This is a genomic window from Pseudomonas entomophila, assembly GCF_013523125.1.
GTDB lineage: Bacteria > Pseudomonadota > Gammaproteobacteria > Pseudomonadales > Pseudomonadaceae > Aquipseudomonas > Aquipseudomonas entomophila_B.
Window position 1 is genome coordinate 18,899 of sequence record NZ_JAAMQJ010000027.1, and the last position, 18,975, is coordinate 37,873.

The window sequence follows — 18,975 nt, forward strand, 5'->3', positions numbered from 1 at the left end:
AGGTCTCCAGTGAGTGAGGCACATGACGGGTGTCACAGCAGGCTCACACCGTGGGAGAGGCACGAGGGTTGAGCGCTGGCCACAACTGGCGAGGCGTGGGGCGTTCGCCGAGTGACGGCGTGGTATGGGCCAGCCAGCGCAGCGGTGGGTGGCGCAGTTGCGGCGCATGACTGGGCAGGCTGAGCAAGGGCGCCCCGCCCAGGCAGCAACTGTGATGCAGTTCGGCCTTGCCCGAGTCGTGCAACGTCAGGTCGATCGCAGCCTTGTCGAGCATGGCCAACACCTGACGGTCGGCCTTGGCCGTGCCCGACAGGCTGGAACAGAACGCCCCCCACACCAGCTGTTGCGCCGCATGTCGAGACGCGGCGGAGGACAGTGGCATGGCCAGCAGGTTGAACAGCACTGCGAAGCAGGCTATCCAGGCGATGTGCCGACGTGGGGGCATGGAGAGATCCGGTCAGGAATCAGGGCAGATTGTAACGCCGAGTATACGCAAAAGCGTCGGGGGTGCGATGACGTGCCGCACCCCGGGCCTGTGAAGGGCGTGTGTCTTACGCCGCCTTGCCACGGCCCAGCAGGCCACGAACGGTTTCCTGCAGGTCGGCCGGCAGCACCACGACCTTGGCATTGTCGCTGCCGGCCAGGTGCTCCATGGCACCGATGTAGCGCTCGCCGAGCAAGTACATGGCCGGCGTGGTCTCGCTGCCGATCGCTTCGCGCACCAGCGTGATGGCGCGCGCCGAGGCCTCGGCGAGGTTGATCTGCGCTTCGGCGTCCAGCCGCGCCGATTGCAGGCGCGCCTCGGCCTCGAGGATCGCGGCCTGCTTGGCCCCTTCGGCGCGGGTGACGTCGGCCTTTCGCTCACGCTCGGCAGCGGCCTGGCGCTCCATGGCGAGCTGCATGTTCGGCGAGGGCTTGATGTCCTGGATCTCCACCGAACGTACCGTGACGCCCCAGTCCTCGGTCTGTTCGGACATGGCGTCGCGCAGGCGCGCCTTGATCTGCTCGCGGCTCGACAGCGCTTCATCGAGGTCCATGGCACCGACGATGGCACGCAGCGAGGTCATGGTCAGGCTGGTCACGGCGAAGGCGAAGTCCTGCACGCCGTAGGAGGCTTTCTGCGGGTCGACCACCTTGGCAAAGCACAGGGCGTTGGCGACGATGACCGCGTTGTCGCGGGTGATGATTTCCTGCTGCTCGACGTCGAGGATGATGTCCTTGGTCGGCAGCCGGTAGGCGACCACGTCCATGTAGGGGATGACGATGTTCAGGCCGGGCTTGAGGGTACTGTGGTAGCGGCCGAGGCGCTCGACGATCCATTCCTCGCCCTGGGGCACGATGCGCACCCCCTTGAACACGGACACGAGCACGAAGAGGGCGAGGGTGCAGACGACGATGAGGCTGGTCATGGGGGTGAACTCCTTGTAACGGTGATCAGACCTGGGTGATGCGGGCGGTGTTGCCTTCGATGGCAGTCAGGCGCACGCGCGCTCCGGCGGAAATATCGGTATCGGCCACGCAGACCCACTCTTCATTGCCGAGGATGGGTTTCTGGAAGCGGACCCGGCCTTTCTGGAAGGGGGAGACGGGCACGGTCAGCAGGCCTATCTCCCCCAGCGCGCTGTCGGCGGTCCAGCGCACGTCCGGGGCCTTGCGGAACAGCCAGAACCACAGCGCGGTGGTGAGGCTCGAGAACAGCACCCACAGCAGGATCTGCACCGGCAGCTGCAGCGTCGGCATGGCCAGCGCGATCAGGGCGACCAGCACGGCGCCGATGCCGAACCAGAGGATGAAGAAGGTCGGGAGGGCCAGCTCCAGCAGGATCAGCGCGAAGCCGAACACCAGCCAGATCCACCAGTGCATGTCCATGGGGTGGGTTCCTTGAAGAGAGGGGGCGAAGTGTACGGCACAGGGTGGAAGGCCGGCCACGAGAAGGGGACGAAAACCGGGTAGGAGATTTCCCTGCTTTGAGCCCGGTCGTCGATGCAGGCGCCAGCAGATGGACAGTCTGGGGGCGCCCGTCTGCGAGCACATCGATGCGCCTACGGGCAGGAGCGGGCCCGCGATAGCGGTGGCAACCCTGCCCCATGGCCGACAGGTCGAGCGCTGGCCTGTCAGCGCTGAGGTGGGTGAGCAGGCCCTATCGCTGGCAAGCCAGCTCCCACCCAGACCTCTGCAGCCATCAATGTAGGCATGGCTGCGCAAGCAGCTTGTGGGAGCGGGCTTGCCCGCGATGACGTCAGCCCAGGCGCCGCCCTAGGCGATGCCCAGCGCCTCGGCCAACGCCTCGACGTCGAAGAACGCCCGGTCCACTGCCGGCAGGCAGGGCCGAGCCAGCACCAGCACCGGTACCCCGCGCTCGCGCGCTACCTCGAGCTTCGGCTCGGTGGCGCCGCTGCCGCTGTTCTTGCTCACCAGCACGTCGAACCGCCCCCGCGCAAACAGGGCCCGCTCGTCTTCCAAGCGAAACGGCCCACGGGCGCCGATCACCTCGCAGCGTGCATTGCCGGGGCAGGTTTCCAGCGCGCGCAGGGTCCAGAACTGGTGCGCCGGAATCTCGTCCAGGTGGCGCAGCGGCTCGCGGCCCAGGGTAAACAGCGGTCGCCGGAACGGCGCCAGCGCGTCGATCAGCGCAGGCCAGTCGGCCACCTCGCGCCAATCGTCCTCGGGCCGTGCCCGCCAGGCCGGGCGGCGCAACGCCCAGCAGGGGATGCCGACGGCCGCCGCCGCGCGTGCTGCGTTGCCACTGATCTGCGCGGCGTAGGGATGCGTGGCGTCGATCAGCAGGTCGATACGCGCCTCGCGCAGGTAGGCGGCCAGCCCCTCGGCCCCCCCATAGCCGCCCACGCGCACCTGGCACGGCAGATCCTCGGGCACCCGGCCGACCCCGGCCAGGCTGTAGATATGCTCGGGCCCCAGGCGGCGGGCCAGGGCCAGGGCCTCGGTGACGCCACCGAGCAGCAGCAGGCGCGGCGTCATGCCACCCCCGCCTGGCCGACGATGCCGCCTTGCCGGTCGATGGCGAACACCTCCACCTGGACGGTGGACGGCACCACGCTGCGGGCGAACGCCAAGGCGTGGGCGCAGACCGCATCGCCCAGCTCGAGGCCGGCCGCTCGCGCCAGTGCCAGGGCCTGCTGGCTGGTATTGGCGCCGACGATCTCGGCCTGCAGCGCGGCATCGGCGCCCAGCTGCGCCGCCCACCCGGCCAGTTGCGGCAGGTCGATGCTCGAGTGGCGGCTGTGCAGGTCCATGTGCCCGGCGGCGAGCTTGCTGATCTTGCCGAAGCCACCGCACAGGCTCAGGCGTGCCACCGGCACCTTGCGCACGTGCTTGAGCACCGCGCCGACGAAATCGCCCATCTCGATCAAGGCGATCTCGGGCAGGCCATAGACCCGGCGCATGGTGTCCTCGCTGGCATTGCCGGTGCAGGCGGCCAGGTGGGTATGGCCATTGGTGTGGGCAACGTCGATGCCCTGGTGGATCGAGGCGATGTAGGCCGCACAGGAGAACGGCCGGACGACGCCGCTGGTGCCAAGGATCGACAGCCCGCCCAGGATCCCCAGGCGCGGGTTCATGGTCTTGAGCGCCAGCACGTCGCCATCGCGCACGTTGACGATGACCTCGAAGCCGCCGGCATGGCCGCAGGCCTCGGCCAGGCGTTGCAGGTGTTCGCCGATCATGCGCCGTGGCACCGGGTTGATCGCCGGCTCGCCCACCGCCAGCACCAGGCCGGGGCGGGTCACCGTGCCGACCCCGACACCGGCGAAGAAGCGCACGCCTGGTTCGGCGCTCAGCCGCACTTCGCTGTACAGCAGCGCACCATGGGTGACGTCCGGGTCGTCGCCAGCATCCTTGAGGGTGCCGGCTTCGGCGCCCAGGGGTGTGAGACGACAGAACTCCAGGCGCATCTGCACCTCGCGGCCCTTGGGCAGGGTGATGCGTACCGCGTCGTCGCACTCACCGGTCAGCAGCAGGCGCGCCGCTGCCAGGGCGGTGGCCGTGGCGCAGCTGCCGGTGGTCAGGCCGCTGCGCAGCGGCGCGGCCTGTTCGCGGGTTTCTTCACGCATCGAGGGGCTTGACCAGGTCGAGCAGGGTGATCGGCAGCGCCTGGCGCCAGGTGTCGAAGCTGCCCAGTGGCTGGGCATGCGCCACGTGCAGACGGGTCAGTTCGCCGCCGTGGGCGGCACGCCACTGGGCCAGGGTCAGTTCGCTTTGCAGCGTGACGGCATTGGCGACCAGGCGTCCCCCAGGCTTCAACTGCGCCCAGCACTGCGCCAGCAGGCCGTCGACCGTCACACCGCCACCGATGAACACGGCGTCCGGACGCGGCAGGCCTTCCAGCGCGCCAGGTGCATGGCCGCGCACCAGCTGCAGCCCAGGCACGCCCAGCGCATCGCGGTTGTGTTCGATGTGCGCCTGACGGCCTCCATCGGCCTCGACGGCGATGGCTCGGCAACTGGGATGGGCACGCATCCACTCGATGCCGATCGAGCCGCAGCCGGCACCCACGTCCCACAGCAGTTCGCCGGGACGCGGCGCCAGACGGGCCAGGGTGACGGCGCGCACGTCGCGCTTGGTCAACTGGCCATCGTGACGAAAGGCGCTGTCCGGCAGGCCCACCACCGGTGACAGGGGGCACGCCGAGAGGGCGGCCACGCACTCGATGGCCATCAGGTTGAGCGCCGCGACTTGGGCATGGGACCACGCTTCGGCGGTGTCGCTCACCCGGCGTTCGTCGGCACCGCCCAGGTGCTCGAACACGTGCAGCCGGCTCGGACCGAACCCGCGTTCGCGCAACAGCGCGGCGACCTGGGCCGGCGTCTGGCCGTCGTTGCTCAGCACCAGCAGGCGCACGCCGCTGTACAGCTGGGCATTGAGCGCGGCCAGGGGACGTGCGACCAGCGACAGCACCTGCACCTCCTGCAAGGGCCAGCCCAGCCGGGCCGCCGCCAGGCTGCACGAGGACGGCATGGCGATGACCTGCATCTCGTCGGTCTGGACCTCGCGCGCCAGGCTGGCGCCGACGCCATAGAACATCGGATCGCCGCTGGCCAGCACGCAGACCGGCTCGCCGCGACAGGCCAGGACCGGCGCCAGGGAGAAGGGGCGCGGCCACTCCAGCCGTTCGGCGGTCACGCGGCGGGGCAGCAAGGCCAGCTGGCGCGGGCCGCCCACTACGCGCGACGCCGCCAACAGCGCGCGCCGTGCCTGTTTGCCCAGACCACTGAAGCCGTCTTCTCCGATCCCCACCACCGTCAGCCAGGGCGTCATTGCAGTACCTCGTCCACCAGAAGGGCGCGTGCCCCGATTCATTCGCCTCTTCGACCACTGGCTTTTCATGCCGATGGACAAAGCAGGCATAATACCGCGCCTTTCTACCCACCAGCGCACTTTCACGATTGTCGGATGCCCTCTTGAAGCCGGTCCTGCCTCCCGTCGCCTCACCCCGTCCCTCGGCCTGCCCGGGGTTGTGGCGTATCGTCGGCGCACGCGACGGCGGCATCTGCCGCATCAAGCTGCCCGGCGGCGTGCTGTCGGCCGCGCAGGCCGAGGTGGTGGCCGACGCGGCCCAACGGTTCGCCGGAGGCGTGATCGAGGCGACCAACCGCGGCAACCTGCAGGTTCGCGGGGTCGGTGCCGACCATCAGGGCCTGGTCGAGCACGTGCTGGCCGCCGGACTGGGCCCACGTGAGGCTGGCGGTGACGATGTGCGCAACCTCATGCTCAGCCCGCTGGCGGGGCTGGACCCGGCCGCGCTGTTCGACGCACGGCCCCTGGCCGAGCAGATCCTGGCCCTGCTGGAGGGCACGCCGCATTTTCACCAGCTGTCGGCCAAGTTCGCCGTGCAGCTGGATGCCGGCGAAGCCCTGGCGATGCTCGAACACCCCCATGACCTGTGGTTGTCGGGCCTCGAACTCGACGGGCAGCCCTGGCTGGCTTTCGGTCTGGCCGGCTGCCCGGCGACCGATGCGCCGCTGGGCGCGGTGCCCTTGAGCGAGGGTCTGGACCTGGTACGGGTGGTACTGGCGCGATTCCTCGACCTGGCCAGCCCCGAACAGACGCGTATGCGCCAGTTGCTCGAAACCTGCCCTGCCGCGCACTTCGTCGCAGGGCTCGGGTTGCCCGTGCGCGGCGACCAGGCCGTGCGCGCGTGGCGGCGGCCGGTCCAGGCGCCGTGCTGGCTCGGGGTGTTGCCCCAGCGCCACGGGCAAGCCCTGGGCCTGGCGCCCCCACTGGGGCGGCTGAACCCGGACATGCTGCGCGGCGCGGCGCACCTGGCGCGTCTTCATGGCGATGGCAGTCTGCGCGTGACTCCTTGGCAAAGCCTGGTCGTGCCCAATGCCGAGTCTGCGTCGCTGATCGATGCGCAGGCGCAGGCGCGCCAGCTCGGTCTGTTGACCGGGCCCGACCAGCCGTTGGCGCAGTTGATCGCCTGCACTGGATCGGTGGGCTGCGCCAAAGGGCTGGCCGACACCAAGGGCGATGCCACGATTCTGGCAGACCTGTTGCCCACGGGCGCGCCGGGCCGCGTGCACCTCAGCGGTTGTGTCCGCTCCTGCGCAGCGGCCCATATCGCCCCTGCCACCCTGCTGGCCCGCGCCCCGGGCCGCTATGACTTGTACCTGCGCGATGCACGCCTGCCGGGCTTCGGTGCCCTGCGCGCACGCGACCTCACCTTGAACGGAGCAGGCGCCATGCTCGACCTGCCGACGGAGCACCCCGATGATTGACTACATTCGCGACGGTCAGGAGATCTATCGCAATTCCTTCCGCATCATCCGTGAGGAGGCGCGCCTCGACCGGATTCCGGCCGACCTGGAAAAACTCGCGGTCCGGGTGATCCACGCCTGCGGCATGGTCGACGCCATCGACGGGCTGCAATTTTCGCCAGGCGCAGGTCAAGCCGGGCGTGATGCCCTGGCCAAGGGCGCGCCGATCCTCTGCGACGCGCACATGGTGGCCGAAGGCATCACCCGCGCTCGCCTGCCAGCCAGCAATCCGGTGATCTGCACCCTGCGCGACCCCAGCGTGCCGGGCCTGGCCAAGGCCGCGGGCAACACCCGTTCGGCCGTGGCGCTGGAGTTGTGGCGCCCGCACCTGGAAGGCAGCGTGGTGGTGATCGGCAATGCCCCGACCGCGCTGTTCTACCTGTTGGAGATGCTCGATGCCGGCGCGCCGAAACCGGCCTTGATCCTGGGCTTCCCGGTCGGGTTCGTCGGCGCGGCGGAATCCAAGGCCATGCTGGCGGCCGACAGCCGGGGCGTGCCGTTCGTCATCATGCAAGGGCGCCTGGGCGGCAGTGCCATGGCCGCCGCAGCGGTCAACGCGCTGGCCACGGAGGTGGAGTGATGGGCGTGCGCGGACGGTTGTTCGGACTGGGCGTCGGGCCTGGCGATCCTGAACTGATCACGGTCAAGGCGCAGCGCCTGCTGGGCGAGGTCGCCGTGGTGGCGTACTTCGTCGCCAAGGGCAAGCGCGGCAATGCCTTCGGCATCATCGAGGCGCACCTGCAGGCCGAGCAGACCTTGCTGCCGCTGGTGTACCCGGTGACCACCGAGGCACTGCCGGCGCCCTTGTCCTACGAGCAGGTGATCAGCGACTTCTACGACGACGCCAGCCGACAGGTCGCCGCGCACCTGGACGCCGGACGCGACGTCGCGGTGATCTGCGAGGGCGACCCGTTCTTCTATGGCTCGTACATGTACGTGCACGACCGGCTGGCGCAGCAGTACGAGACCCAGGTGATTCCGGGCGTGTGCTCCATGCTCGGCGGCGCCTCGGTGCTCGGCGCGCCCTTGGTCTACCGTAACCAGAGCCTGTCGGTGCTGTCAGGCGTGCTGCCTCATGACGAACTCAAGCGCCGCCTGGCCGATGCCGACGCGGCCGTGGTCATGAAACTGGGCCGCAACTTCGTCAAGGTCCGCCAGGTGCTGGTCGAGCTGGGCCTGGACGGGCGCGCGCTGTACGTCGAGCGCGCGACCATGGGCAACCAGAAGATCGTGCCGCTCGACGCGGTCGATCCGCAGTCTTCGCCCTACTTCTCGCTGATCATCGTGCCGGGGGAAAAATGGCAGGGCTAACCACGCGCACCGCGCCAGCCATCGTCGTGCTGGGTCAGGGCGGCCTGGCCACGGCGCGACAGATCCAGACGCTGTATCCACAGTCCCAGGTGCACGGCCTGACCGGACGCGTGGAGCAGGCCGACCTTGGCTACACGGCGTTTGGCGAGACACTGCGGACCCTGTATCGACAGGACACGCCGATCATCGCCTTGTGCGCGGCCGGTATCGTGATCCGTGCGCTGGCCAGCCTGTTGAGCGACAAGGACCACGAGCCGCCGGTGCTGGCGGTGGCCGAGGACGGCAGCGCGGTGGTGCCGTTGCTCGGTGGGTTGGGCGGGGTGAACGTCATGGCCCGCGAGATCGGCGCGGCGCTGGCGGTGCCGGCAGCGATCACCACCAGCGGTGAGCTGCGTTTCGGCACCTGCCTGCTCAACCCGCCGAGCGGCTATGTGCTGGCCGATCTCGAACAGGGCAAGCGTTTCGTCTCCGACCTGCTCGGGGGCGAAGCGCTGCGCATCGAAGGGCAGGCTCCCTGGTTGGCGCCTGCACGGCTGCCGACCGACGCGCAGGCACGGCGTACTCTGTATGTCGGCTGCGAGGCACGCCCGGCGAACCGCGACGAATTGTTGATCCATGCGCGTCAGGTGGTGGTCGCGCTCGAAGGCCCTGGGCCGACGCTGGCTGCGGATGTTCGCCAGGCGCTGGCCCAGGCCGCGTTGGCCGAGCCGGCCGTAGCCTGCCTGGTGACCTGTGAGCAGCACATGGCCGAGCCGAGCCTGCACGAGGCTGCGCGTGCGTTGGGCGTGCCGTTGCGTTTCGTGGCCGGCGACACGGGTGCCGAAGCGCTGCTGGCCCAGGCCATGCCGGACGCACGTCTCGTCACGACCGAGGTCGCTGGGGTCGCGCTGGCCGTGGCCGCGCAGCCGGTGATGCCTGAGACGGTAGGGCGTGCCCGCGGGCGTCTGGCGGTGATCGGCCTCGGGCCGGGCGCGGCCGACCTGATGGTGCCCGCGGTCAAGGCCGAGCTGGCCCGCGCCAACGATGTGCTGGGCTACGAGACCTACGTGCGCATGGCTGGCCCGTTCCGCGCGGACCAGGTGCTGCATTGCACCGACAACCGTGAAGAGATGCAGCGCGCTCGGCATGCCTTCGAACTGGCGGCGCAAGGTCGCTCGGTGGTGGTGGTGTCGTCGGGCGATCCGGGTGTGTTCGCCATGGCGGCGGCGGTGATGGAGGCCTTGCATGAGTCGAGCGACCCGGCCTGGGCCAGGGTCGAGCTGGAGGTGCTGCCAGGCGTGTCCGCCTCGTTGGCCACCGCCGCCTTGTCGGGTGCGCCCCTGGGGCACGATTTCTGCGTGATGTCATTGTCCGACAACCTCAAGCCCTGGTCGATCATCGAGACCCGGCTGGACCTCGCAGCCCAGGCCGACCTGGCCCTGGCGTTCTACAACCCCATTTCCCGCGCGCGCCCGTGGCAGCTGGGCAAGGCCCTGGACGTGGTGCGCCGTCACCGCGACCCGGCCACACCGGTCGTGCTCGGTCGCGACGTCGGCCGCCCGGCCCAGGCCCTGCGAGTGGTGACCCTGGGCGACCTGGTGCCGGAGATGGTGGACATGCGCACCATGGTGCTGGTGGGGTCGTCGACGACCTGCACGTTCCCACGCGCCGAGAGTGGGGTGTGGGTGTATACGCCACGCTGGTATGGCAGCAAACCGTGAGTGTCGGGCGGTGTGACATCGGTTGTTGATGGGGGTTGTGGGAGAGGGGCTGGCCTATGAGGTAGGCAGCGGCTGGTCTGGCCCCATCGCTGGCAAGCCAGCTCCCACAGGGCGCTGCATTTCAAGCCTGCATCCCAGCGGTTAGTTGCTTGTGAACCGGTCCTGTGGGAGCGGGCTTGCCCGCGATGAGCCCGCAGGGCGCCCGGGCACCCGGCCCGCGTCTTACGACTCCCGCTTTCCCACGCGGTAGGCTCGCTGCCTGACCCAGTGCTGCACCAGCTCGCGCAACTGCGACAGCTCCACCGGCTTGGCCATGTGGCCATCCATGCCGGCCTGCAGCGCGCGCTCTTTGTGCTCGGACAGGATGTGCGCGGTCAGGGCCACGATCGGGGTGCGCGGACGCTGCTGCTCGGCTTCCCAAGCGCGCAGGCGTTCAGTGGCCGAGAAGCCGTCGAGCACGGGCATCTCGCAATCCATCAATACCAAGTCGTAGCAGGTGCGTTGCATGGCTTGCAGCGCCTCTTCGCCATTGCTGGCGGTATCGGGCTGCAGGTTGAGCTTGCCGAGCATGCCGCGGATCACCTTGGTGGAGATGCTGTTGTCTTCGGCCACCAGGATGTGGAAATCGCTGGGCAATTCCAGCGACGACGCGCCCTCGGCGGCAAGCGGCAGGGCGGCCTCCCGGCCACGCTGGGCCAGCTCTTCGGCCAAGGTGGTCTTGAGCGTGTAGCCGGCCACCGGCTTGGCCAGGATGCGCTTGATACCGGCGTTGCGCGCGACCACCCGGCTCGGTGCGTTGCTGATGCCGGTGAGCATGATCACCAGGATGTCATGGTTCAGGCTCGGGTCTTCCTTGATACGGGCCGCCAGGTTCATCCCGGTCATGCCGGGCATGTTCTGGTCCAGCAGCACCACGTCGAAGTAGTCACGCAGGTGTGCCTTGGTCCGCAGCAATGCCAGGGCTTCCTTGCCCGAGGCGACCGCACTGACGTTCATGCCCCAGGCGCTGCATTGCTGGACCAGCACCTTGCGGCAGGTTTCGTTGTCGTCGACCACCAGGACCCGTGCATCGCGCAGCGATTCGTCCAGATCGGTCGGCGTCTGTTGCAGGCGCGCCGGATCGAGCGGCAAGGTCAGCCACAGCGTGTTGCCCAGCCCGCTGGTGCTCTTGATGTTGAACTCGCCCTGCATCAGACCGACCAGCTGTTTGGCGATGACCAGCCCCAGGTGCCCGCCCAGTTCGTGATCGGACAGGAAGTGCCGGCTGTGCAGCTCGGACTGCAGCAGGGCCTCGCGCTCGGCTTCGGGCATCGGTGCGCCGTTGTCCTGCACGGCGATGCGCAGCCGTGGTGACTCGCCACGCTGCTCGAGCCCCACTGCCAACAGGATCTCGCCCTGTTCGGTGTTCTTCACGGCATTGTCCAGCAGGCTCGACAAGGCCTGGCGCAGGCGCGTCGGGTCGCCGCTCACCACCTTGGGCACCGAGGGGTGCATGAAACTGATCAGCTCGATGTCATGCTGCTCGGCCTTGGCACGGAAGATGTCCAGGCAGTCCTCGATCAGCGCGTTGAGGTCGAACTGGACGTCGTCGAGTTCGATCTGCTGCGATTCAAGCTTGGAAATGTCGAGAATCTCGTTGATCAGCGTCAGCAGTTCGTTGCCGGCGCTGTGGATGGTCTGCACGTAGTCGCGTTGCTTGACCGACAGCGGCGTGCCCAGCAACAGCTCGGTCATGCCCAGCACCCCGTTCATCGGCGTGCGGATCTCGTGGCTGATCTTGGACAGGAACTCGGCCTTGGCATTGATTTCGGCATCGCTCGCGGCAAGGGCTCGGCTGGCGCTGATGCGCGCCAGGCTGATCGTGCGCAGGCGCTCGCCCACTGCCATGTTGAACAGCACGCCGCTGATCACCGTCATGCCCATCAGGATGCACAGCAACCAGGGCATGGGCGTGCGGGTGAATGCCAGCAGGGCCGGCAGCAGGACCAGCCCGCCCAGGGTGAATACCAGCATGGCGTCGATGAACAGGCGAGCCGGGGCGTAGCCGCGATGGCCATGGTAGATCGCCACCGCCAGTGTGCTCAGGTTGCCGAGCGCGAGCAGGGCATAGGTCATCAGGTTCAGCGGCAGGGTATCGACGAACAGCAGGACCAGCCCGCTGATACCCGCGACCAGGATCTCGACCTGCAGCAGCCGGTTCAGTCGCGCCGACTGGCACGGGGCGAAGAAATGCTGGGTGAAATACAGTGCTGCCATGCCCGCCAGCACCAGCGTCAGGTAGGCGGCCGGGGTCTGTGCCGTGTGCCAGAGGTGCCACCAGGGGCCGCTGAGGTTCAGCAGGATCAGCGCGCTGAGCAGCATCAGCCCGTGGTAGAGCGCCAGCACCAGACAGGTACTGGAACGCGAATGGAAGAAGCGGATGAGGTTGTGCAGGATCAGCATCACCAGCCCACCGAACAGCATGCCGAACAACAGCGGTTGGAACTGGTGGGCCGCGGCGACCGCGGCGGTCTCCAGGCTGATCGCCGGACGCAGCTGGTGTTCGGAGACCAGCCGCAGGTAGATGTCCAGGGAGCGGTCTGCATTGGGCAGTGCCAGCACGTGATCGCTGCTGCGCAGGGTTGGGCTGCCGCCCGCTGTGTCGCGCCCGTGGTGCAACTGGCGCACGAGGGTCTGACCGTCGAGTGCGTACAGGTCCAGGCGTGAAAGGTCGGGGGCGAAGATGCGCAGCAGGCGTTCCTGCTGCCCGGGTTCGAGTCGATAATGCAGCCACAGGGCCTGATCGGGCAACGCGGCATCCAGTTCGTTCAGGCGCAAGGGGCTGAACTGGTGCCGGTAGCGGTCGGAACGCACGTCGCTCAACTGCAGGTTGGCCTGCTCGTCGAGCAGCATGGCCCAGCCGTCGCCTTGGTTGGCGGTGGCCGGCGGCAGGCAGAGCAAGGTCAGCGCACTGAAGATCAGGACAATGGCAATCCGAAGCCGACGCACGACGAGTTCCCTTCTTTGCTGGGTGCCAGGGCCGCCACTATGCGTGGCATACCAAGCTGAAGGCAAGGCCCGGGGTGGGCCTTGCGACGAACCGAGGCCAGCGCGCGACGCCGCTGGCGCTGACCGGCTCGCAGACGGTCAGTGCTGCTCGCCACGCTCGCGGGCGATGGCACGGTAACCGATGTCACTGCGGTAGAAGCCGCCGTCCCAACGGATCTGCTCAGCCAGGCGGTAGGCCTGCTGCTGGGCTGCCTCGACCGTGTCGCCCAGCGCCGTGGCGCACAGTACGCGACCGCCACTGGTGACGACCTGGCCGTTCTTGAGCGTCGTGCCGGCGTGGAAGACCTTGCCGTCGAGCGCAGCCGCAGCGTCCAGGCCGCTGATCGGCGTACCCTTGGCATAGTCGCCGGGGTAACCGCCGGCGGCCAGGACCACACCCAGGCTCGGCCGTGGGTCCCACTGGGCTTCGACCTTGTCCAGCGCCTTGGCGAACGCCGCTTCGATCAGCAGCACCAGGCTCGACTCCAGGCGCAGCATGACCGGCTGGGTCTCAGGGTCGCCGAAGCGGCAGTTGAATTCGATCACCTTGGGGTTGCCGGCCTTGTCGATCATCAGGCCTGCATAGAGGAAGCCCGTGTAGACGTTGCCTTCTTCGGCCATGCCACGCACCGTCGGCCAGATCACCTGGTCCATGACGCGCTGGTGCACCTCGGCGGTCACCACGGGCGCGGGCGAGTAGGCACCCATTCCGCCGGTGTTCGGGCCGCTGTCGCCGTCGCCGACGCGCTTGTGGTCTTGGCTGGTGGCCATCGGCAGCACGTTGTGGCCATCGACCATGACGATGAAGCTGGCTTCCTCGCCGTCGAGGAACTCCTCGATCACCACCCGCGAACCGGCATCGCCGAAGGCATTGCCTGCCAGCATGTCACGCACGGCGGCTTCGGCTTCGTCCAGGGTCATGGCGACGATGACGCCCTTGCCTGCGGCCAGGCCATCGGCCTTGATCACGATCGGCGCGCCTTTCTCGCGCAGGTAGGCCAGCGCCGGCTCGATCTCGGTGAAGTTCTGGTAGTCGGCGGTTGGGATCGCGTGACGGGCCAGGAAGTCTTTGGTGAAGGCCTTGGAGCCTTCCAGCTGCGCCGCGCCCTTGGTCGGGCCGAAGCAGTCCAGGCCACGGCTGCGGAACAGGTCGACCACACCGGCCACCAGTGGCGCCTCGGGGCCGACGATGGTCAGCTCGACGTTCTGCTCGGCGAAGTCGGCGAGCTGGTCGAGCGCCGTGACGGCGATGTCGACGTTCTCGCACTTGGCTTCGGTGGCGGTGCCAGCGTTACCTGGGGCGATGAAGACCTTCTCGACGCGGGGGTCTTGCGCGACTTTCCACGCCAGGGCGTGTTCGCGACCGCCATTGCCGATGATCAAAACTTTCATGTCAAACCCTCGAAATCAGATGATCCGCAGGCGGGCGACGAACGGTGTGGGAGCAGGCTTGCCCGCGAATGCGGCGGTGAATGCACCTTCGTATTCGCGAGCAAGCCCGCTCCCACAGGGTCGCCGCTTGCCTGGGATCGGCAGTAAGTTGATGGCAATGAGCATCAGCGGAACCGGCCCCAACGCAGCAGATGCCTGCTTCAGTGCGGCCGATTGCGTTAAGTCAGTGGCGGAAGTGGCGCATGCCGGTGAACACCATGGCAATGCCGGCCTCGTCGGCAGCGGCGATCACTTCGGCGTCACGCATCGAGCCGCCTGGCTGGATCACGGCGCTGATGCCGGCCTTGGCGGCGTTGTCGATGCCGTCGCGGAACGGGAAGAAGGCGTCCGAGGCCATGACCGCTCCTTGCACCTGCAGTCCGGCGTGCTCGGCCTTGATGGCGGCGATGCGGGCGGAGTTGACGCGGCTCATCTGGCCAGCGCCGACGCCGATGGTCTGGCGGTTCTTGGCGTAGACGATGGCGTTGGACTTGACGAACTTGGCGACTTTCCAGGCGAACACCAGGTCGTGGATTTCCTGCTCGGTCGGGGCGCGGCGAGTGACGATCTTCAGGTCGTCGGCAGTGATCATGCCATTGTCGCGGCTCTGCACCAGCAGGCCGCCGTTGACCCGCTTGAAGTCCCAGCCGGCGGTACGCTCGGCCGGCCACTGGCCGCACTCGAGCAGGCGCACGTTCTGCTTGGTGGCGACCACGTCGCGGGCGGCCTGGGAGATGCTCGGGGCGATGATCACTTCGACGAACTGGCGCTCGACGATGGCCTGGGCGGTGGCGCCATCGAGTTCACGGTTGAAGGCGATGATGCCGCCGAACGCCGACTCGCTGTCGGTGGCGTAGGCCAGCTCGTAGGCCTGGCGAATACCGCCTTCGGCGTCCAGGGCAACGGCCACGCCGCAGGGGTTGGCGTGCTTGACGATCACGCAGGCCGGCTTGGTGAAGCTCTTCACGCATTCCAGCGCGGCGTCGGTGTCGGCCACGTTGTTGAACGACAGTTCCTTGCCTTGCAGCTGCACGGCGGTGGAGATGCTGGCTTCGCCTTTCTTGGCCTCGACGTAGAACGCTGCGCTCTGGTGCGGGTTCTCGCCGTAGCGCATTTCCTGCGCCTTGACGAACTGGCTGTTGAAGGTGCGCGGGAACTCGCTGCGCGCGTCGGTGGACAAGGTCTCGCGGGACTGGTCGAGGGTACCCATGTAGTTGGCGATCATGCCGTCGTAGGCCGCGGTGTGCTCGAACGCCTTGAGCATCAGGTCGAAGCGCTGGGCGTAGGTCAGGCCACCGGCCTTGAGACCGTCGATCACGCTGGCGTAGTCGCTGGCGTTGACCACGATGGCCACGTCCTTGTGGTTCTTGGCCGCCGAGCGGACCATGGTCGGGCCGCCGATGTCGATGTTCTCGACCGCCGTCGGCAGGTCACAGCCTGGCTTGGCGATGGTCGCTTCGAACGGGTAGAGGTTGACGGCCACCAGGTCGATCGGCTGGATGCCATGCTCGGCCATGATGGCATCGTCGGTGCCGCGGCGGCCGAGGATGCCACCGTGGATCTTCGGGTGCAGGGTCTTGACCCGGCCGTCCATCATTTCGGCGAAGCCGGTGTAATCGGCCACTTCCACCGCGTCGACGCCATTGTCCTTGAGCAGCTTGTAGGTGCCGCCGGTGGACAGGATCTCGACGCCCAGCTGTTGCAGTTCACGAGCGAATTCGAGGATACCGGTCTTGTCGGAGACGCTGATCAAGGCGCGGCGGATCGGCAGGCGGGTAGTCTGGTCGGTCATTTCGGATTCCATAACGCGGTGGAGTCAGCAAAAAAGGCGACCTCATCGAATGGGAGTCGCCTTTTCTGGTTGGGATTCGGTTACAGCAGGTCGTACTGCTTGAGCTTCTTGCGCAAGGTGCCCCGGTTGAGTCCGAGCATCTCGCTGGCCTTGGTCTGATTGCCCTTGACGTAGTTCATCACGCTTTCGAGCAGCGGCGCCTCCACTTCGGAGAGCACCAGGTTGTACACGTCCGTGACGGTCGCACCTTCGAGGTGGGCGAAGTAGTTGTGCAGCGCCTTCTCGACACTGCCGCGCAGGGTCCGGCCCTCTTCGCTCGGCGTGTTGAGGTGCTGTTTGAGGTTGACGTTGTCGCTCACGGGCGTTGTTCCACTCACTAAAGTCTCGGTCATCATCGTCATGCGGCCACCCCTGGTCCTTCCGTTGTCTCAAGGCTCTGTCGACGTTCCTCGAAAAATTCGCGAACGTTGGCGCACTGCGCTTGTGTCTCTTCCAAGGCATTGAATCGCTGGCGAAACTCCTTTCCGCCCGGTTGTGTCGCCAGGTACCAGCTCACATGCTTGCGTGCGATGCGCACGCCCATCACATCCCCGTAGAAGGCATGCAGCGCGGCCAGGTGCCCCAGCAGGATGCTTTCCACCTCGTCCAGCCCCGGCACCGGCAGCGTCTCGCCGGTGCGCAGGTAGTGCTCGATCTCGCGGAAGATCCACGGCCGGCCCTGGGCCGCACGACCGATCAGCAAACCGTCGACCCCGGTCGCGTCGAGCACGGCGCGGGCCTTGGCCGGCGAGGTGATGTCGCCATTGGCGAAGACCGGGATCGACACCGCCTGCTTGATCTGCGCGATGGTGTCGTACTCGGCTTCGCCGGTGTACAGGTCGGCACGGGTACGGCCATGCACCGCCAGGGCCTGGATACCGGCCTGCTCGGCGATCTTCGCCACGTTCAGGCCGTTCTTGTTGTCCCGGTCCCAGCCGGTGCGGATCTTCAGGGTCACCGGGACGTCCACGGCGCCGACCACGGCGTGCAGGATCTCGGTGACCAGTGCTTCATCTCTCAATAAAGCAGAGCCTGCCGCCTTGTTGCAGACTTTTTTCGCCGGGCAGCCCATGTTGATGTCGATGATCTGCGCCCCCGACTCGACATTGGCCCGCGCGGCAGCCGCCAGCATCTGCGCGTCGCCGCCGGCGATCTGGACCGAGCGGGGCTCGGGATCGCCTTCGTGGATGCGACGCAACCGTGACTTGCGGCTGTTCCACAGGCGCAGGTCGCTGGTCACCATTTCCGACACCACCATGCCAGCACCCAGCCGTTGGCAAAGCGTACGGAAAGGCTGGTCCGTGACCCCGGCCATGGGCGCAAGGATCAGGTTGTTCCGTAAGGTGTAAGGACCGATGCGTACCGCCGACATAGGTGTTCCCTGTTGTGGGGCCGGATCATGGGAGTTCGAAAAAGGGATCGCATGATACCCGCTCTCGATGACTGGATAAAGATGGAATTGGATAAAATCTGAGCAATTGGCGGGGCGGGTGACGTGCTTCGGGTGGCAAGGGGTAAGCTTCAAGCTTCAAGCTTCAAGCTTCAAGCTTCAAGCAAGAGCAGATTCGCAAAACGCCGCGATCTGCTTTTACTTGCAGCTTGTAGCTTGCAGCTTGTCACTCACTGGGGCGAACGGAAGCTGAGGCTGTAGTTCACCGCGGCGGGCCCAGGGTCGAGAATATCGAGGGCGATGTGGATGGGCGTCTGGCTGGGCATGTCGCCGCGCCCGGCCAGTTCGCCACTGAGGTACTCGGTGGGCTTGAAGCGGCGGCTGGCGATCAGTTGGCCGTTGAGGTCGGCGAAGCGCAGCTCGAGCAGGGGGAACGGTTGGGCGAACGGCGCGCGGTTGTAGAGGATCGCGTCGACGATGAGCGCGCCCTTGAAGTCCGGGTGGCTGCGCACCACCAGGTTGCTGCTCTTGATCCGTTCGATGTCGACCCGCGTCGGTACCTGGCAGCCTAGGGCCGGGCAGAGGCTCTGGAACAGGGGGCGGTACGAGTCCTGACGAGCAAGCGCGTCGAAGTGGTAGACGACGTATTGCAGCGCCAGCCCGGCCAGGGCCAGCAGGCTCAGCACGCCCCACAGGATGCGCTTGCGCCAGTTGGGCTTGGGTTTCTGCCAGTCCAGGCGCAGCGGGTCGTCGATCACGTGGATCAACGGCTCCTTGCGTAGGGGCTGGCCCAAGCCTGGCTCGATGCGGTCTGCATCATCCGGGGAGAAAGTGTGGGCGCTGAGCCGACCGTCGGTTTCCGTGATGTCCACCGCCGACAGCGACCCCAGGGGCACGGAGGGCTCTGCGGTGTCGCGCAGGTCGCCGAGCCGGGGCTGGTCGGCATCGACCGTCGTGTCCACGGCGGCGTCGAGGCTCAGGGTCGGCTCGTCACGCTCGAGCAGGGCCGGCACCTCGCGGGGCGAGGCGTCGTCATGCTCGAGTGTGGCATGGACCGGCTCGTGAGTGTCGTCCGATGCCGTGCCGAACGGGCGTTCGTCCTGGGGTTCGGCACGAGGGTCATCGCGTCGAGCATGCAGGCTTGCCGCCTGACGTGGCGCACGGGTTTCGGCTGGCTGGTCACGTTGTTCCAGGCGCGCCAGTTCCTCGTCGAGGTCGACCTCGTCCAGCGTACTGTGGGTCCAGTGGGCCGGCACCACCGCCTGGGCAGGCGCGGACGTCACCGGGGCCGGCGCGTCCAGGGCAGGTGCCTGAACGGACTGCTCGGCGGCCTCACTCTGCGTGCGATGCGCCTCGAGCAGCTGCTTGGCGGCATTGAACATCTGCATGCAGGCGCCGCAGCGCACCACCCCTCGGGCCACGCCGAGCTGATGATGCGTGACGCGAAAACGTGTCTGGCAATGCGGGCACTGGGTGACGAAGCTGTCGCTCATACGCCGGTCCTGAGTCTGC

Annotated in this window: 17 protein-coding genes; 4 read left to right on the plus strand and 13 right to left on the minus strand. The window is 67.5% G+C overall.

Going from position 1 to position 18,975, the window contains the following annotated elements; all coding sequences use genetic code 11:
• Positions 1–43: 43 nt before the first annotated feature.
• From G7007_RS14470 to cbiE, 6 genes are all read right to left on the minus strand, one after another.
• Positions 44–445 (minus strand): DUF2946 family protein, encoded by a 402-nt coding sequence (locus G7007_RS14470; RefSeq protein WP_181102736.1) that lies wholly within the window; start codon positions 443–445, stop codon positions 44–46.
• A gap of 106 nt (positions 446–551) precedes the next feature.
• Complete coding sequence (locus G7007_RS14475; protein WP_181102738.1) at positions 552–1,409, minus strand: SPFH domain-containing protein; 858 nt, start codon at positions 1,407–1,409, stop codon at positions 552–554.
• 25 nt (positions 1,410–1,434) lie between these two features.
• Complete coding sequence (locus G7007_RS14480; RefSeq protein WP_181102741.1) at positions 1,435–1,869, minus strand: NfeD family protein; 435 nt, start codon at positions 1,867–1,869, stop codon at positions 1,435–1,437.
• A gap of 387 nt (positions 1,870–2,256) precedes the next feature.
• Complete coding sequence (locus G7007_RS14485) at positions 2,257–2,979, minus strand: cobalt-precorrin-6A reductase (RefSeq protein ID WP_181102743.1); 723 nt, start codon at positions 2,977–2,979, stop codon at positions 2,257–2,259.
• The gene (locus G7007_RS14490; RefSeq protein WP_181102744.1) at positions 2,976–4,070 is read right to left on the minus strand and encodes a cobalt-precorrin-5B (C(1))-methyltransferase; all 1,095 of its coding nucleotides are present in this window, start codon (positions 4,068–4,070) and stop codon (positions 2,976–2,978) included. Before G7007_RS14490 ends, G7007_RS14485 begins: the two co-directional genes overlap by 4 nt.
• Entirely contained in the window at positions 4,063–5,274 is a 1,212-nt protein-coding gene (cbiE, locus tag G7007_RS14495) for a precorrin-6y C5,15-methyltransferase (decarboxylating) subunit CbiE (protein WP_181102745.1), read from the minus strand. The genes G7007_RS14490 and cbiE overlap by 8 nt, the downstream gene beginning before the upstream one ends.
• 128 nt (positions 5,275–5,402) lie before the next feature.
• On the opposite strand from cbiE, the gene cobG reads away from it, so the two are divergent.
• The 4 genes from cobG to cobJ are packed head-to-tail and all read left to right on the plus strand — an operon-like array spanning position 5,403 to position 9,784.
• Complete coding sequence (gene cobG / locus G7007_RS14500) at positions 5,403–6,734, plus strand: precorrin-3B synthase (protein ID WP_375139499.1); 1,332 nt, start codon at positions 5,403–5,405, stop codon at positions 6,732–6,734.
• On the plus strand, positions 6,727–7,353 hold the full coding sequence (locus tag G7007_RS14505; RefSeq protein ID WP_181102747.1) for a precorrin-8X methylmutase: 627 nt from the start codon (positions 6,727–6,729) through the stop codon (positions 7,351–7,353). The genes cobG and G7007_RS14505 overlap by 8 nt, the downstream gene beginning before the upstream one ends.
• A complete protein-coding gene (locus G7007_RS14510; RefSeq protein WP_219859103.1) occupies positions 7,353–8,084 on the plus strand; it encodes a precorrin-2 C(20)-methyltransferase in 732 nt (243 codons plus the stop codon). The genes G7007_RS14505 and G7007_RS14510 overlap by 1 nt, the downstream gene beginning before the upstream one ends.
• Positions 8,072–9,784: a precorrin-3B C(17)-methyltransferase gene (cobJ, locus tag G7007_RS14515; protein ID WP_181102749.1), complete on the plus strand. Its 1,713-nt coding sequence runs from the start codon at positions 8,072–8,074 to the stop codon at positions 9,782–9,784. The genes G7007_RS14510 and cobJ overlap by 13 nt, the downstream gene beginning before the upstream one ends.
• A 222-nt stretch (positions 9,785–10,006) precedes the next feature.
• Here the strand turns inward: cobJ and G7007_RS14520 are convergent, their stop codons facing one another.
• From G7007_RS14520 to G7007_RS14550, 7 genes are all read right to left on the minus strand, one after another.
• Positions 10,007–12,772, minus strand: coding sequence for a hybrid sensor histidine kinase/response regulator (locus G7007_RS14520; RefSeq protein ID WP_181102750.1), 2,766 nt, complete (start codon positions 12,770–12,772; stop codon positions 10,007–10,009).
• Between the two features lie 138 nt (positions 12,773–12,910).
• Positions 12,911–14,203 (minus strand): phosphoribosylamine--glycine ligase, encoded by a 1,293-nt coding sequence (purD, locus tag G7007_RS14525; RefSeq protein WP_181102751.1) that lies wholly within the window; start codon positions 14,201–14,203, stop codon positions 12,911–12,913.
• 15 nt (positions 14,204–14,218) lie between these two features.
• Complete coding sequence (locus G7007_RS14530; protein WP_181102752.1) at positions 14,219–14,368, minus strand: hypothetical protein; 150 nt, start codon at positions 14,366–14,368, stop codon at positions 14,219–14,221.
• 58 nt (positions 14,369–14,426) lie between these two features.
• Positions 14,427–16,034, minus strand: a complete 1,608-nt coding sequence (gene purH / locus G7007_RS14535) for a bifunctional phosphoribosylaminoimidazolecarboxamide formyltransferase/IMP cyclohydrolase (protein ID WP_181102754.1) — start codon at positions 16,032–16,034, stop codon at positions 14,427–14,429.
• Positions 16,035–16,114: 80 nt separating this feature from the next.
• Positions 16,115–16,435, minus strand: a complete 321-nt coding sequence (fis, locus tag G7007_RS14540; protein WP_060395064.1) for a DNA-binding transcriptional regulator Fis — start codon at positions 16,433–16,435, stop codon at positions 16,115–16,117.
• On the minus strand, positions 16,432–17,445 hold the full coding sequence (dusB, locus tag G7007_RS14545) for a tRNA dihydrouridine synthase DusB (RefSeq protein ID WP_181102755.1): 1,014 nt from the start codon (positions 17,443–17,445) through the stop codon (positions 16,432–16,434). The genes fis and dusB overlap by 4 nt, the downstream gene beginning before the upstream one ends.
• Positions 17,446–17,693: 248 nt before the next feature.
• Positions 17,694–18,956: a DUF3426 domain-containing protein gene (locus G7007_RS14550; protein WP_181102757.1), complete on the minus strand. Its 1,263-nt coding sequence runs from the start codon at positions 18,954–18,956 to the stop codon at positions 17,694–17,696.
• Positions 18,957–18,975 lie beyond the last annotated feature (19 nt).